Source organism: Luteibacter sp. NPDC104163 (assembly GCF_055584245.1).
This window is the reverse complement of record NZ_JBVJMK010000002.1, coordinates 237137-252092: the sequence shown is the minus strand read 5'-3', so window position 1 is coordinate 252092 and position 14956 is coordinate 237137. Positions and strand designations below refer to the sequence as shown.

The following is a 14956-nucleotide window of genomic DNA, read 5'->3' as shown; positions in this document are numbered from 1 at the left end:
GCGTCGATTACGGAGCGATTCCGCCCGTGAAATCGCTGGTCATGGACGCCACTTCGTCGTGGATATCGGGTAAATGGGCGAGCTCATGCAGTTCGGCCACGGTGCATTCGCGGAGCACCGCGCGGATGGCCATGCGGCGCCCGTCATGCAGCCATGCGTTGAGCACCGCGCTGATCGCGCGCAGCGTCGTATGGCTCGGATCCTCAGGGCGTTTGCGGTGGCGCAACGTATCTTCGATGGCGTAGCGCACGCGCGCGCCGAGGAAGGCCGAAGACTCACCGAGCATCTCCTGCAACGCATCGCGCGGCACGCGGTCGAGCAGGATGTCGGCGGCTTTCGCCTGGCGCGCCGCATATAGCTGGCGCAGCATCTCGGCAAGCGCATGCAGGCTGCTCATGCGTGCCTCGACAAGGGGACGTCCCTGTCCATCGCGGGCTCCTGTGTCGTCCGTGGCGACCCACCGCGGGGTTGACGGGTCCTTGATCATGGGTTGGCCGCGGCCTGGCTGGCGCGCGGATCGAAGCGCTGGTCGTAGAGCTTGTCGCCGAACGCCTGCGCCGCGGTTTCCAGCTTCACCCGCGCCTTCGCCGCGAACGGCTGGCGCGAGCTGAACACGTCGCCCATGTCGATGTTTTCATAGGCCGCGATGACTTCCTGTCCTACGCGGTACATCTGCACGTTGCGCGCGGTGCAGACATCCACCTGGCTGTTCGCGGCATCCAGTGCCTTGGCCAGCCGCGCGCGCTCGGTCTCCGCGGTGCGCAGTGCGACCGCCGCCGAATCGGCGTCGGCCTTGCCCTTCTGGGCGGAAGCTTCCGCAGCCTCGCGCCGCTGCTTTTCAGCAGCCAGCGCGCGCGAGGTATCGGGCGATACCGCACTGCCCTTCTTCGCTTCCGCGCGGGCCGCCTCGGCCTCGGCCTTCGCGGCATCGCGTTCCTTCTCCAGCTGGGCTTTTTCCGCGGCCCAGCTGGCCTGCTGGGCCTGGAGATCCTGCAGCTGGCCGCGCGTTTCCGCGAGCTGGCTGCGGATGCGGCTCTCCAGGCTGGCCTGTTGCGCGAACGCGGCCGGCATGGCGGCGGTCAGCGCGATGGCGATGAGCAAGCGTTTCATGGCGCCTCCTTAGAACCGTGCGTTCATTTCAAGCTGGAACACGTCGATCGAGAGCGGCGGGCCAAACACTTCCTTCGCGTTGAAGTAGCGCAGGCTCAGCCAGGAGTACTTCGAAATGCCGTAGCTGCCGCCAAGGATGAAACCCTTGGCATTCGTGCCACCGAGGTGGAAGTCCGGATCGTTGAGGCCATCCAGCGTCGCGTCCGGCTGCAGGTACTTGTAAGCGACGCTCACGTTCCAGTCGCCGGCCGCGTGCGGATCCGGGTTGCCCAGCGTGGCGCGGAACATCCAGCCCACCGGGCCGCTCTTGTACGTGGCTTCGGAGAAGTCACCCGCGCCGAAGTTGTTGACCAGGCGGTTGAGGCCCACGTCCTCGCGGAACGCATCCTTGCGGTGATAGGCCATGTTGCGGATGTAGTCGCCTTCCAGGCGCAGCGGCGTATCCGCGACGTTCATGTCGAGGCGCGTGGTGGCGTTGGCGACGTGGTAGTCGTAGACCAGGCCGACGAACTGCGGCTGGGCGTAATTGCTGGGCGAGTTCGGGTCCGGGATGATGTCGCGGATCAGGAACAGCGAGTTGCCCTTCTGCATGAAGGTCGGACGCGTGGCATCCGTGCTGCAGTAGGTTACGCCCAGGTAGATCGGGCACGGGTCGGAGAGCTGGCCCTGCATGTGGTCGAAGCGGTAGTACGCCAGGGCGAATTTCCATTCCGCATCGTCGGCAAACTTCCACGTAGCGCCGAGCTGCGCGCCGGTCATCCACTTGTCGCGGCTGGCGTTCTTCGTGCCCGCCTGGGACGGGAAGTCATCCGACTGGTACTCGATCGGGAACATGCCCACGGTGGCGAAGGTGCTGACATCGTCACTGGCCGGCACATCGAAATGGCTGGCGATGCCGTCGAAGTTCAGGTCGTCGGCGTAGACGAGGTTGGTGCTGAGGAACGGGTTCGGCATGCGGCCGCCGGTCACCTTCACCCAATCCGCCGGGCGCCATGCAAGCCACGCCTGGTCCAGCCAGACGTTCTTCTTGCCGAGGCCACCGCCCAGGTTCTGCGTGGTCGACACCGGGTTGTTGTCGTTGCCGGTGCCGATTCGGATGCCCGCGGTCACGCCGTCACCCAGGTTCACGTTGACGCCGAGGCGCGCACGGATACGCAGGGAGTTGGTGCGGTTCTCCAGCGTGTTGAGCTGCGGCGGCGGGACCACGCCGTTGAGGTCGTAGGGGCCGGTGCGGTTGAGCGAGGCGAAGTCCACGACCTGCGAGGCATTGCCCTTGTCGTAGTAGTGGAATTCGTCGCGCACGCGCATGTCACCGGTCCACTCGATGCGATCGAGCCACTCCGGCAGCTTGCCCGGCTCGGCCCAGCGCTCTTCCTTCGCCTGGGCCACCACCTCCTGGCGCAGCTCGTCCTTGATCTGGTTACGCACCACCTCGGGTACGTATGTCACGCGCACCTGCCCCGGAGCGGCCGGCGCGGCGTTGGCGGTACCGGCAGCCTTCTGTGCGGCGGCCGCATCGGCGTTGGCCTGCGCGATGAGGCCATCCGCGTCGGCCTGGGTGAGCACGCCGCGCTTTACCAGCAGGCGCACGAGGTTGATGGTGGCGTTCTCCGACGGCGCGGACTGGGCGTGGACGCCCGTGGCGCAGATGGCCAGGCCGATGGCGGCGGCCAGCAGGGCGCGCGCGGGTCGCTGGCGTGCCTTTCCGTGGGTCATGCGGAATCTCCGGGAAACAAAGGACTTGGAAGGAATGAGCGTGTTCATGCGGGACGTTTCCCGCGGATGGACACGCGAAGAGGGAAATGCAGCGAGGACGGCGGCGCCACGTCGATGCGCGGCATCGCGCGCAAGGCTTCGATCAGCGCATCGTCTGTCGCCTGGTTGCCGCTGGGCGTCACCAGTTCGGCGCGCACGAGGCGGCCATCCGCATCGAGCCAGACATCGGCCTGTACCTGGAACGCGAGGCGGTTGACCTTGTCGTTGCGCTGGATCGCCTGCTGGATCGCGTAACCGAGGTACTGGTCGTAGCTGCCGGTGCCGCTGCCGTTACCGCCGTTCGAGCCGACCATGCCACCACCGGCGCCCGCGCCGATGTTGAAGCTGTCGCTGCCGGCCTGCGCGTCGGTGTTCATGGTGACCTGCTTCGCCACGTCCGGCGTGGACTTCGGCGCATCGACCGGCTTCTGCGGCTGGTCGAGCGGCTTGTCCTCTACCGGCTTGATTTTTTCCTCCGGTTTTTGCGGCTCCGGCGGCTTTTCCTTCGGCGGAGGCGGCGGTGGCGGCAAGGGCGTGATCGTCGCGATGCGCGGCGCCTCGCGGCGCACGCCCACCGTGCTGGAGGCGAAATGCCAGACCAGCGCGACGAAGCCCAGGAACACCGCCGCGGCGACGGCGGTGCCTAGCCAACGGCGTGGCGGACGGCGGCGTGGTTCGAAAGCGTCCACGCCATCAGCCCTTCGGCGCCTTGCCGGTCACGAGGCCGACCTGCGGCAGGTCCACGCGGCGCAGCAGGTCCAGGATGTCCATGACCTTCTGGTACTGCACCGTGGAATCGCCCTTCACCACCACCGGGAAATCCGGGTTCAGCGCCTTGAGCGAACGCAGGCGCTGTTCCAGCTCGGCGAGCGTGACCGGGTAGGCATCGAGGAACACCTGGCCCGTTTCGGAGACGGTGATGGCCTTGGTCTGCGGCTTGGCCATGCTCACGGCGGCCGAGGCCTTGGGCAGGTTCACCTTGATGCCCTGCACCGAGGCGGTGGTCATGATGATGAAGATGACGAGCAGCACATACGCCAGGTCGAGCATCGGCGTGATGTTGATGTCGTCGTACGGCTTGTCGTCGTCCTGGGCGCGCATGGCGGCGGGTCCTTACGCGGCGACCGCGGCCGGGGCCACGACGCGCTGCTGTTCGGCCAGGCGGGTGACAAACTCATCGACGAACACCTGCATGTTCGCGGTGACGTTCTTGTTGCGGATGAGCAGGTAGTTGTAACCAAACAGCGCCGGGATCGCGACGAACAGGCCCGCCACCGTCGCGAGCAGCGCGGCGGCGATACCCGGGGCGATCGCGTTGACGTTCACGTCGCCCGCCGCGGCGATCGCCGCGAAGGTGATCATGACGCCGACCACGGTGCCGAGCAGGCCAAGGAACGGGCCGCCGGAGATGGCGATGGTGAGCATCACCATCGACTTCGCCAGGCGCTGGTTCTCGCGGACCATGGTCGAATCCATCGTGGCGCGGATCGCTTCGATCGATTCCGGGGCGATATGGTCGTGGCCGTCGGCGTCGCGGCGACCCCACACTTCGCCCGCGCCCACCTTGTACAGGCGGTACAGCGACGCATCGGCCAGGCGGTTGGCGGCCGGGTCACGCGACAGGGCCAGGATGTTGCGGCCCTGCTTGCGGAAGGCATCGAGGAACTCGTCGTTGGCCCGGCTTACGCGGTTTACGTACGAGGCGCGCTGCCACATCACGACCCAAGAGATCACCGCCATGACCAGCAGGATGCCGATGACAACCCAGGCATCGGCGGTCACGGACTTCACGATGATGCCGAAGTAGCCGAAGCCCACGCCGGCCTGCTTCTCATCGGTGCCATAGGCCACCAGCTTCGATTCGGCGCCCTGGGCCTGCGCATCCATCGCGATCAGCACGGCCGGGCGAGCGATGCGCGAGATGCGTACTTCGTCCATCTGGCCGGCGAAGGGGGCGCCCGCGTTCGTCACGTCGGCGCTGTCGCTACCCAGCGACGCCTCGGTGTTCAGCGCCGGCAGCGCGGCGGCGAGCGTCGCGTACGGCTTGCCATCGACATAGAGCTGGACGTTGCCGTCGGCGGCGGTGACGGCGATATGCGCCCAGCTGGCCGCCTTCAGCGGTTCGCCCGGCGTGCTCGCGGGGGCGGCGTCGCCCTCACCCACCTGCACGAACGGCGCGCCGTTCTGCAGGCCGACGACCAGTTCCTGCGTGCCCTGGTGGCGCGCATAAAGCGTGACCTTGCCATCGGCGATCGCATCCGGCTTCACCCAGGCGCTGAACGTGAAGGCGCCACCCTGGGCCACGGCCATCGAGACCGCGCCGGGAATCTTCAGCCCCTGCTTGCCATCGAAGCGTGCGGCCTTGCCGATGATGCCGTCGACCGTGGCGACGGTACCCGCGGCGTTGTTCGCATAGGCCGTAGCGTCACGCGGCGCGCTGCCCGCGGCGTCCTCGAAGTGGTAGACCGCGGCGTAGTCGGCATCGAACGTGGCGCTGCCCTTGTCGGCGCCCTGCGCCTTGGGGTTGCCGTAGTACATCCACACCTGCTGCTGCGCATCCGCGCCGACCTGCGGCAGATCCAACCAGACCAAGGCGACGCCCAGGACCGGATCGAAGGATTCGATCTGGTAGTTCAGCGGGGTCTTGTCATCGGCGGCCACGAAGCGAACGTCGGCACCGCTCTCGTTGACGCCATCGAAAGTGAAGTTGCCCGAATGCAGGCGGACCAGCATCGGCACGCGGCCGGCGGCGGTGCTGACGTTGCCGCCCTTCGCCGTGGTGTCGATGGTGATGGCCTTGCGATAGGCGAAATCCTGGTTCCACCACGAGGCATCGGCAGCGTGGGCCGCCGGCGCGAGGCCGACCAGCATGGAGGCGAGGAACAGAAGTCGTTTCACGGTGATACCCCTGGGTGGATGCCCTTGTGCCCGGTCAGAGCTCGGCCTTGAGAGAGAAATGGATGCGGGTGTCGTGCGCCTTCGTGGCCTGGCCGTCGTTGAACGGATAGGCGATCTCGAAGGCGCCGGTGGCGATGTTGAACAGCTGGAAGCGGGTGCCGACGCCGACGCTGGAGAGGTCGTAGCTCTTCACGGTGCGGCTGCCGGCATCCGGGTTGTTCGCGTCGATGAGCTGCGGCAGCGCGTTCATCAGCTGCAGGTGCGCACCATCGGCAAAGGCGAGGAAGCGCCAGTCGTTGACCCAGCTGCCGAGGTGCGCGCCGATGGAAGGCGTGCGCAGCTCGAGCGAGCCGATGACACCGTGGTCGGCGGTTTCCTCGGCTTCGAGGTAGCCGCGCACGGTGCTTTCACCACCCGCCGCGAACTGTTCGCTCGACACCAGCGACGACGTGGAAAGCTGTAGCGCGAGGCGGCCCATCAGGCTCCATCCGCTGTCGAAATTGCGGGTGTGGCCGCCTTCGGCCTTCACGTAGAAGAAGTTCTGCCGCGCCTTGTAGCGCTGGTTGTCGAACTCGGCCGCGCTGCTGCCACCGGCGCGGAAGCCCGCCACCGCGCCCAGCGACATCGTGCTCAGCGACTTCTCGCCCACGCGCTGGCCCTGGTAGGTCACGCTCACGGGGATATAGGTGATCGGTGCCTTCGAGGTGTCCTCGCCAAGCACCAGGTTCTGGTCGAAGTGCTTGCGGGTGACTCCGAGCGAAAGCGATTGCGAGAACTCGCCATGCGTGGGCAGGTTGCGCACGAAGGTGAAGCCGAACGCGTTGCCCTTGTCGAGCACCGTGGTGCCGCCGACGGCGTTGGCGTTGCTGTTCGACTTGTACCCCGACGCCAGCATGCTCCAGTCACTGCTGAACGGCACGAGGTACGAGCCGGCCCACACTTCGGAGCTGTTGCGATCCTGTGGCGCCACGATGTACGTCAACGACGCCGCGTGGCCATCCTGGAAGAGGTTGTCGTCGCGGATGCTGGCGACGGTGCGCAGTTCCGGCGTGTTCACGCTGTGGTCGTTGTTGACCTCCAGGCTCGCGGTGACCGGCTTGTTGTCGGTGACCTTCAGCGTGACGTCCATGGTGTTCGGCAACTTGCCCGGGGTAAGCACGGGCACCACCTGTGCACCGGCACGGCGGTTCACGTCGGTGAGCTGCTGCTGGGCACTGGAGAAGTTCGGCACGTCGCCTTCGGCGAGAGCCGGTACGCCGTCGCGGATATCCTTCGGCGAGCGGTACGTCGCGCCCTCCACGCGCACGCGGCCGATCGTGTTCTCGGTGACCTGCAGGCGGATCACGCCTTCCTTCACCTGCTGCGGCGGGATGTCGACGACGACCGACTGGTAACCCTTCGCCTGGTAGGCCTTCTGCAGCGCATCGCGCGCACCGGAGACGTCGTTCATCGACTTGCCCGGGCCCAGGAACGGGTACACCGCGGTTTCGATATCCAGCGCCTGCAGCGTGGTGTTGCCATCCACGACGTACTCATTCACATCGAACGACTGCGGCGCATCCTGCGCCGTGGCATGGACGGAAAGCCCGCATGCGATGGCGAGGGCCAATGCCTTCGCCAGTGGGTTCGCGGCACGCTTCATGCGTTCACCCGTAGTGCTCGTGTACCCACGCCAAGTTCCCCTGTGTTCCGTTTGCCCCTTAGACGCGCGGGCTGTCGTCGCACTGAACCGGTGTCACGAAAAATTCATGCGGCCGCGGGTGCCGGCCCGTTCCATTCAGCTCAACAGCACCCAGCCGCCCGGCAGGTTCGTCGCATGCGCGCCATACGCGTCCTGGATCAGCGTGGCCACTTCACCCATCTGGTCGAGGGTGAAGCGGGCATGGACGCGACGCTCGGCGAGGGCACGATCGGTGATGACGATGCGGCCGGGGCGGTAGCGATTGATATCGGCCACGACATCGCCGAGCGGCTGGTTGTCATAGATGAGCACGCGGTTACGCCAGGCCAGCGCGGTGTCCAGGTTCACCGCGGTGATCGCGCCCACGCCCGTGGCGTCGAACGCCAGCTGTTGCGACGGCTTCACCGTGGTGTTCACCCCATCGCGGGTCAGCACGGCCTGCCCGTTCATGCAAGTCACCGTGGCGGCATCGCCTGCACAGCGCACGGCAAAGGCCGCACCCGGGCTCGAAAACAGCCGGCCATCGGCCACCTCGACCACGAACGGCTCCTTGCGCGACGGATCGACCCGGACCACGGCCTCGCCGCGTCGCAGGTGCATGCCGGTGACCACGCCACCGCGCTTGCGCACGGCGATGTCGGTATCCGTGTTCATTTCCAGCGCGACGCCAGGAGCCATCGCCAGGGTCTTCTGCTCCCCGACCTGGGTACGCAGGCCGTCGCCATCCGGGGCACTGCCGCGGGTGAACACATCGCTGCGCACCATGAGCAAGGCGGCGACCGATGCGGCCACGGCACCGCCCAAGAAGGCGCGCCGCGACAGGCGGACGCCATGCGCGCGTGGCGACCTGCCCCGTGTGCCGCGCCGGTGTTCACGCAGCGCCGCGGCGGGGCCCAGGGCCTCCCACAGCGCGCGCGCTTCGGCGAAGGCGTGCGCATTCGCCTCGCTGGCGGCGCACCAGCGGCGAAACGCCTCGCCATCCTCGCGGGTGGCGGTGCCCGAGGTCAGGTGCACCAGCCAGCCATGGGCTTCCGTGCGGCGATCGTGGCGGTTGAAGGTATCCATACCGGTCAGGACGTTTCCCGGGCGCCGGGACCGAACCGCTGGAACGAACGACGGCCGGTTTTCGCGGCACAGGTCTCAAGCGCCTTCTTCAGTTCCTTGCCGACCATGCGCACGGAGATGCCGTGGCGGGCCGCGATATCGGCCTGGGGCAGCTCGTCCACGCGGGCGGCGAGCAGGATCTCCCGCTGCCGTCGGGTCAGCCCCTCCAGCGCGACGCTGAGCGCCGCGATGTCCTGTTGCGAAGCGAGGACGGTGGATGGATCCACGATGTCGTCCACGGCGTGCAGGAGGTCGTCGACTTCCTCGCCGGTCAGCAACCGCCCTTGCGAGCGGTGATGGTCGGCCGCCATGTTCAGCGCCATGCGGAACAGATAGCTCGTGGGGTGCGTCGCGTGACCCTCGGGCATCGCGAGCTTTTCCACGCGCAGGTAGGTCTCCTGCATCACGTCGTCGGCGAGGTCGTCGGAACGCAGGCGGCGGCGAAGGCGGCGGCGGAAATCCTCGTAGTTATCGAGGAACAGGCCGAGGAGCGTGACCTGGGAATTCATGCGTCCCCGCAGGCATCGCGCCGCGACGGCGCGAGCAGCACGGTGAACGGACTACCTGCGGACAGGCGCGCAGGCACGCGGGCCTGGCGTACGGCGCCGAGCACGCGTGCATCGCGTGCGCCATCGTCGGAGGGCGCCAGCGCCACGACATCGGCGACCGTACCGTTTCCATCGATCCATATCTGGAGCGCAAGTCGGAAGGTCCCGGGCCTTGTATCGCGGCGCAGGCAAAGGACTTTCTCGAGCGCCTGCTGCAGTTCGGTCGCATCGTTTTCGGCAAGCGCTGGCGGCGCCACCGGTGGAGTGCCGGCCTCTTCGCCGGCCGCGGCGGGCATGGTGTTGACGGTGAACGCGTTCATCGACGTGAAATGCGCGCTGAGGTCGGTGCCGACCAGGAGGATCCGCAGTGCATCGCGTGGTCCGGCCTCCCCATGCAGGCCAGGCGAACTCCGGCCGGCGACAACCGCGTCATCGAACAGCACCGCGATGCCCGTGGTTTCGCTGAACGCACGCAACGCGCCGGCGAGCGGCTGTGCATCGATATCGAAGCGCGTCGTTCCATGCGTCATCCCTTGCGTGGCATCCCCTCCCCGTGGCGCGGCGAGCGCCGTGCCGAAGCACAGCGCGCAAGCCAGCAGCGCGAAGGCACAACGCGTCACGGTCAGTCCTCGCGGTGGCCCATGCGGTACGGGTAATCCGAGCCAAGGCTAGGCAGCGTGGATGACACAAAGACGCCGGTTCGGTGACAAGGTTGATGACGCAACCGTGACAAGCGTGACGCGCTTCCTTTCCCGGGTGATGGCGTGTTATCCAATGCGCGCCAGCGAGGGATCAAGGCTATGCGTAATCGGCAATATTGTCTTCTGCTTGTCGGATTGTCCGCCGCGATGAGCGTGCATTCGCAATCCGTGGTGGACCTTCCCGGCGTGCATGCGAGCGCCACCGCCACCTGCGTGCAACCGGCACACGCGGGCAGCGCCGCGTTGTCATACGACTGCCTCAACCAGCAACTCGCCACGCCACCCGGCATGCCGTCGCCGCTGGATAGCAATGACATACGCAAGGTGCCAAGCAACCGGCTCGGCCTGTACAACGCCGCGGCGCTCGGCCAGCGCATGGGCACGAACCTCGGGCGCAGCGTGCAGCCGTACCGGCCGCCCGCGCCGGTGTACCCCTCACCCGTGCACTAAAAACGACTGTGGGAGCGCGCTTGCGCGCGATGGGTGCTTGCGGCAAGCGCACTACCTGTTAGCAGACACGCCGAACAGGCTTATCCGTCGCGACGGACATCCCAGTACGAGCCCTTCATCTTGCTATCGGTGGGGCACCCTCGCGGAACTCCGACGATATTGATGATGTTCCAGCCAGGCGGAAGCGACTGGTTTGGACAAATGCTAATCACCGTGCCGACAGGCTTGTCGAAGTGGCTCTCATGCATATAGGCGAGGCGGCAGCCGAGCGACCCCATCATGCCGACAAGGAAGTATCCCGTGATCCCTTTGTATTCACAGCTCACGATCTGGTGCTTCGGACGCGCGATTCGTCCGGGTGGACTACCTGCACTAGCTTCCGCCATCGACGTGGCGCATGTCGTCAGAATCAGGGCGGCAACGATACCGTTTCGAAGTTTCTTCATAGCGTGTTTCTCTCCATGGCTGTTGCGACCGATTTGGCCGCGATGCAAGGGTGGACCTTGCAGCGACTCCGGTAAGCCGGGACAAGCCCTGGCGAGATGAGCGCCTTCGAGGATGATTGCGTAGGGAATTTCGTTTCCGCCCGTAGGCAGCGCCCCAAAAAGAAGGGCCGGCAAAAAATGCCGGCCCCGTTTTTGTTGCAAACCCAGGTGAGGGTCACTTCAGCGGCACGGTCACCGTCGGCTCATTGCTGTTGCCCAGTCGCGCCGTACCCGGAGCGACGACGGGCTTGAAAGGACGGAGCGACTCGAACTTCTGCTGGTACTCGTCCGTTACCTGTTTGGCTTCGTCGCCGTTGGTGATCACCTTCGGCGTGATGAGAACGATGAGCTCCGTGCGGTTCTTGCTACGGTCCGTGCTTCCAAACAGGCGCCCGAAAATCGGAATCCGATTGAGGCCCGGGATCCCTGTATCCGTCGTATTGTCGATCTGCCGAATCAGGCCGCCCAGAAGAACGGTCTGACCACTTTGCACTGCCACCTGGGTGGCAACTTCGCGCTGCTGGATCGGGAAGTTGTTGGTTGTCGGGTCCTTCGTACCCGGCGAACTGACTACCTGATTGATGTTCATGTAGACGAGACCACCCGGATTCACGCGCGGGCGCACGTTGAGGATCACACCAGTGTCCTTGTATTCCACCTGGCCGATGGTGTTATCGGTGTTGGCGTTGGTATTGATGTAGGTCTGCTGGATGGGGATCTGGTCGCCCACCTGGATGTGCGCTTTCTGGTTGTTCAGCACGACCAGCGACGGTGCGGACAACGTTTTCGTGTTGCCATTCTGCTCGAGGGCGTGAAGCGCTACCGATAGATTGTTATTGACGAACGAATAGAAGAACGCATCGTTAGCCGGCGTGTAGACATTGCCAATGTTGCCGATGGCCCACTGCTGTTTGTTGCCGGGTTGTCCGACGGAACCGTTGGTGCCGCCGACCAGTCCCTCCAGATACCACTGCACGCCAAACTTGAAGTCGCCCGTGAGGCTGACTTCCAGGATACGGGTCTCGATCTGCACCTGCAGCGGTACCGCGTCCAGACGCTTGATCGCTTGCTCAATTTCCGTCCATTGCGAGGGACGGCAGCGGACCATGAGCTGATTATTGTTGTCCACAGACGTGATGCGCACGCCATCGTCGGTGGTGATGCCACCGCTGTGCTGGCGACGGCCGGACGAATCGTCATCACCGAAGCCGCTGCCGGACGACCCGGCGCTACCGAAGGCCGAGCCGCTGCTGTTGCTGCCGAAGCCACCGGTGCTGGAGCCGTTCAGCCCCGAATTGTTCGAGGTATTGAGATAGCCGGAGTTGGACGAGGACGAGCTGTTGCCGAACGCACCGGTGGTGCTGCCCATGCCCGAACCGCCGCGGTTGCCGAGGTCGCTATCGCCGCCGCCGAGCGTGCCGGAGGAAAGGCCGGGGCCGACGCGGCCGCCACGATCGGAGGAACCGCCGCCCGAACCGCCACCATAGATATCGGAGAGGTAATCGGCCAGGTCGGACGCCTGGACGTTGCGGACGTCGTATACGAACAGCTGCGGCTCATTGCCGCCACCGCGGTCGATGCGGTCGATCCAGCTCTTCACTTCCTCGAGGTACGTGGCGTTCGGGCTGATCACTACCAGCGAGTTGGTCCGCTCGATCGGGATGAAGCGGAGCATGCCGGCCATCGGCGTGTTGCCCTTGTCGCCGAAGATCGAATCGAGCTTGGGCGTCAGGTCTTTCACTTCCGCGCGCTGCAGGCTGAACACACCCACGGACATGCCCCGGAGCCAGTCCACATCGAAGGTTTTTACGGTGCGCGCGTAGTTATCGAGTTCGCTGGAAGTGCCCGCCATGACCAGCACGTTGCGGGTCGGGTCGGCCAGCAGGGTCGCATCGGCGCGGGCAAACGGCTTTATCAGCTTCTGCATCTCGGTCGCCGAGATGAAGTGCAGCGGAAACAGGCGCGCCTGGAGGCCGCCGGGAGGCGCCGCGGCGCCGATGCTCGGGACCACGTTACCCGGCACGGCATCCTTCGATGGCATGACCACATAGCGGCCATTGGTCCGGACGAGCGCATTGCCCGTCCACGACAGGAGCGTTTCGAGAATCGGCAGTGCTTGTTCGGCGGTAACGGGCTGCGCGGTCGAGAAGGATACATTGCCCTGGACGCCCGGAACGATCGAATAGTTCTCGTGCAGCAGGTCACCCAGGATGGCTTTCACCACCGACTCGACGGGCTGGTTCTCAAAATTGAATGTGACCGTGCCCTGCCCTTCGGCCACTGGCTTCGGTTCGGCCAAGCCGACCGGCTTAACGAATTCGCCCGTGCCGGTCGTGATCTGGGCGGGAGCGATCACCGCGCTCTGTGGGCCGACCGGCGGAGCGATGACGGGGCGAGGCGCCGGCTTCTCGGTACCGGCCAGCGCTTCTCGCTGCAGTGCGCCATCGTCTTTGGGTTGTGGGAGCGACTGGCATCCGGCAAGCGCTACCGCCAGCGCCGTAACGCTGATCACGGGCTTTTTGAACATGGAACAACGTACTCCCTCGTTGGACTCGGCGGCCATTCCCCTCGGGTGGCCACCCCTTAGAGGCCCAACTCTATAGGGAGGTTCCCTTCCAGCGCTAGCGTGCGTTTGCAACAACGCGACGCGCGCACGTAATGGCCGCGCCAGGCCTTGCCCGGAGCGGCCATTAACAAGCCACGCGCCGTGGATTAACCGCCGGCCCACTCCGCGTGGAAACTGCCCTTTTCGTCGATTCGCTCGAACGTGTGGGCACCGAAGAAATCGCGCTGGGCCTGGATGAGATTGGCGGGCAGCACATCGGCGCGGTAGCTATCGTAATAAGCGATGGCGGCGGAGAAGCCGGGCACCGGTACGCCGACCCGCACAGCTTCGCCCACGACCTCGCGCAGGGCGCCCTGGTAACCCTGGACGATATCGCTGAAATACGGGTCGAGCAGCAGGTTCTTCAGCTGGCCATCGTGCTTGTAGGCATCGGTGATCTTCTGCAGGAAGCGGGCCCGGATAATGCAGCCGGCGCGGAAGATCTTGGCGATCTCGCCGTAATGGAGATCCCAGTGGTTCTCTTCTGATGCGGCGCGCAACTGGGCAAAGCCCTGGGCATACGAGATCAGCTTGCTCATGTAGAGCGCCTTGCGCACCGACTCGATGAAGGCCTTGCGGTCGCCACTGAACTTCGGCTGCCCGGGCCCCTTCAACACCTTGCTCGCCGCCACGCGCTCCTCCTTCATCGAGGAAAGCACGCGGGCGAAGACGGACTCCGTGATCAGGGTCAGCGGGACACCGAGATCCAGCGCGCTCTGGCTGGTCCATTTGCCGGTGCCCTTCTGCGCGGCGCGGTCAAGGATCATGTCCACGAGCATCTTGCCGCTCTTCTCGTCCTTGCGGCGGAAGATCTTCGCCGTGATCTCGATCAGGAAACTGTCGAGCTCGCCCTTGTTCCATTCGTCGTAGACATCGGCCAGTTCCTCATTGGAGAGGCCGAGCACATGCTTCAGTACCGCGTAGCTCTCGGCGATCAGCTGCATATCGCCGTATTCGATGCCGTTGTGCACCATCTTCACGTAATGGCCCGCGCCATCCGGGCCAATGTACGTGACGCATGGCTCGCCATCCGGCGCCTTGGCCGCTATTTCCGTGAGAATCGGTGCCACAAGGTCATACGCATCGCGCGGGCCGCCGGGCATGATCGAAGGGCCTTTCAATGCACCCTCCTCACCACCGGACACACCCGTGCCGATGAAATGGAGACCATCCTTGGCGAGTTCTTCGCCGCGGCGCACGGTGTCCTTAAAATAGGTATTGCCACCGTCGATCACGATATCGCCCTTGTCGAGCAATGGGCGCAGTTCCTCGATCACGGCATCGGTGCCCTTGCCCGCCTGCACCATGAGCAGGATGCGCCGCGGCTTCTCGAGCGAATCGACGAACTCCTGCAATGAATACGTCGGGATGAGCTTCTTACCCTTGCTCTCCTCCATGACCTCATCGGTGCGGGATTTGGTGCGGTTGAATATGGATACCGCGTGGCCGCGGCTTTCGATATTCCAGGCCAGGTTGCGGCCCATCACGGCCATGCCAATAACGCCAATCTTCTGCTTGCTCACGGGATACTCCGGCGAAGCCCACGGAAAGGGACGAGGATAGGTGGCGCGATGCCATCGCGATTGGCGAAATTCGCACGACATTCGCCGCATTGCAGC

At 65.3% G+C, this 14956-nt stretch carries 14 protein-coding genes; 1 reads left to right on the top strand and 13 read right to left on the bottom strand.

What is annotated here, in order from left to right:
* Positions 1-7: 7 nt before the first annotated feature.
* The 10 genes from ACZ6YI_RS04300 to ACZ6YI_RS04255 form a co-directional block, all read right to left on the bottom strand.
* Entirely contained in the window at positions 8-397 is a 390-nt protein-coding gene (locus ACZ6YI_RS04300; RefSeq protein WP_465777564.1) for a hypothetical protein, read from the bottom strand.
* Between the two features lie 86 nt (positions 398-483).
* Positions 484-1110, bottom strand: coding sequence for a hypothetical protein (locus tag ACZ6YI_RS04295; RefSeq protein ID WP_465777563.1), 627 nt, complete (start codon positions 1108-1110; stop codon positions 484-486).
* 9 nt (positions 1111-1119) lie between these two features.
* Positions 1120-2826 (bottom strand): putative porin, encoded by a 1707-nt coding sequence (locus ACZ6YI_RS04290; RefSeq protein ID WP_465777562.1) that lies wholly within the window; start codon positions 2824-2826, stop codon positions 1120-1122.
* Positions 2827-2870: 44 nt separating this feature from the next.
* Positions 2871-3554, bottom strand: coding sequence for a TonB C-terminal domain-containing protein (locus ACZ6YI_RS04285; RefSeq protein ID WP_465777561.1), 684 nt, complete (start codon positions 3552-3554; stop codon positions 2871-2873).
* Positions 3555-3558: 4 nt separating this feature from the next.
* Positions 3559-3966, bottom strand: coding sequence for an ExbD/TolR family protein (locus ACZ6YI_RS04280; RefSeq protein WP_440327912.1), 408 nt, complete (start codon positions 3964-3966; stop codon positions 3559-3561).
* A 12-nt stretch (positions 3967-3978) separates the two neighbouring features.
* Positions 3979-5763 (bottom strand): DUF2341 domain-containing protein, encoded by a 1785-nt coding sequence (locus ACZ6YI_RS04275; protein ID WP_465777560.1) that lies wholly within the window; start codon positions 5761-5763, stop codon positions 3979-3981.
* Positions 5764-5797: 34 nt separating this feature from the next.
* Complete coding sequence (locus ACZ6YI_RS04270) at positions 5798-7405, bottom strand: ShlB/FhaC/HecB family hemolysin secretion/activation protein (RefSeq protein ID WP_465777559.1); 1608 nt, start codon at positions 7403-7405, stop codon at positions 5798-5800.
* A gap of 135 nt (positions 7406-7540) precedes the next feature.
* Positions 7541-8509: a FecR family protein gene (locus tag ACZ6YI_RS04265; RefSeq protein WP_465777558.1), complete on the bottom strand. Its 969-nt coding sequence runs from the start codon at positions 8507-8509 to the stop codon at positions 7541-7543.
* A gap of 5 nt (positions 8510-8514) precedes the next feature.
* Positions 8515-9057, bottom strand: coding sequence for an RNA polymerase sigma factor (locus ACZ6YI_RS04260; RefSeq protein ID WP_465777557.1), 543 nt, complete (start codon positions 9055-9057; stop codon positions 8515-8517).
* The gene (locus tag ACZ6YI_RS04255) at positions 9054-9716 is read right to left on the bottom strand and encodes a hypothetical protein (RefSeq protein WP_465777556.1); all 663 of its coding nucleotides are present in this window, start codon (positions 9714-9716) and stop codon (positions 9054-9056) included. The genes ACZ6YI_RS04260 and ACZ6YI_RS04255 overlap by 4 nt, the downstream gene beginning before the upstream one ends.
* 228 nt (positions 9717-9944) lie before the next feature.
* On the opposite strand from ACZ6YI_RS04255, the gene ACZ6YI_RS04250 reads away from it, so the two are divergent.
* Positions 9945-10247, top strand: coding sequence for a hypothetical protein (locus ACZ6YI_RS04250; protein WP_465777555.1), 303 nt, complete (start codon positions 9945-9947; stop codon positions 10245-10247).
* Positions 10248-10327: 80 nt separating this feature from the next.
* Here the strand turns inward: ACZ6YI_RS04250 and ACZ6YI_RS04245 are convergent, their stop codons facing one another.
* The 3 genes from ACZ6YI_RS04245 to gndA all read right to left on the bottom strand — a co-directional run bounded on the left by ACZ6YI_RS04245 (position 10328) and on the right by gndA (position 14860).
* Positions 10328-10693, bottom strand: a complete 366-nt coding sequence (locus ACZ6YI_RS04245; protein WP_465777554.1) for a hypothetical protein — start codon at positions 10691-10693, stop codon at positions 10328-10330.
* A 214-nt stretch (positions 10694-10907) separates the two neighbouring features.
* On the bottom strand, positions 10908-13259 hold the full coding sequence (gene gspD, locus ACZ6YI_RS04240) for a type II secretion system secretin GspD (RefSeq protein WP_465777553.1): 2352 nt from the start codon (positions 13257-13259) through the stop codon (positions 10908-10910).
* 185 nt (positions 13260-13444) lie between these two features.
* Entirely contained in the window at positions 13445-14860 is a 1416-nt protein-coding gene (gene gndA, locus ACZ6YI_RS04235; protein ID WP_465777552.1) for an NADP-dependent phosphogluconate dehydrogenase, read from the bottom strand.
* Positions 14861-14956: the final 96 nt, after the last annotated feature.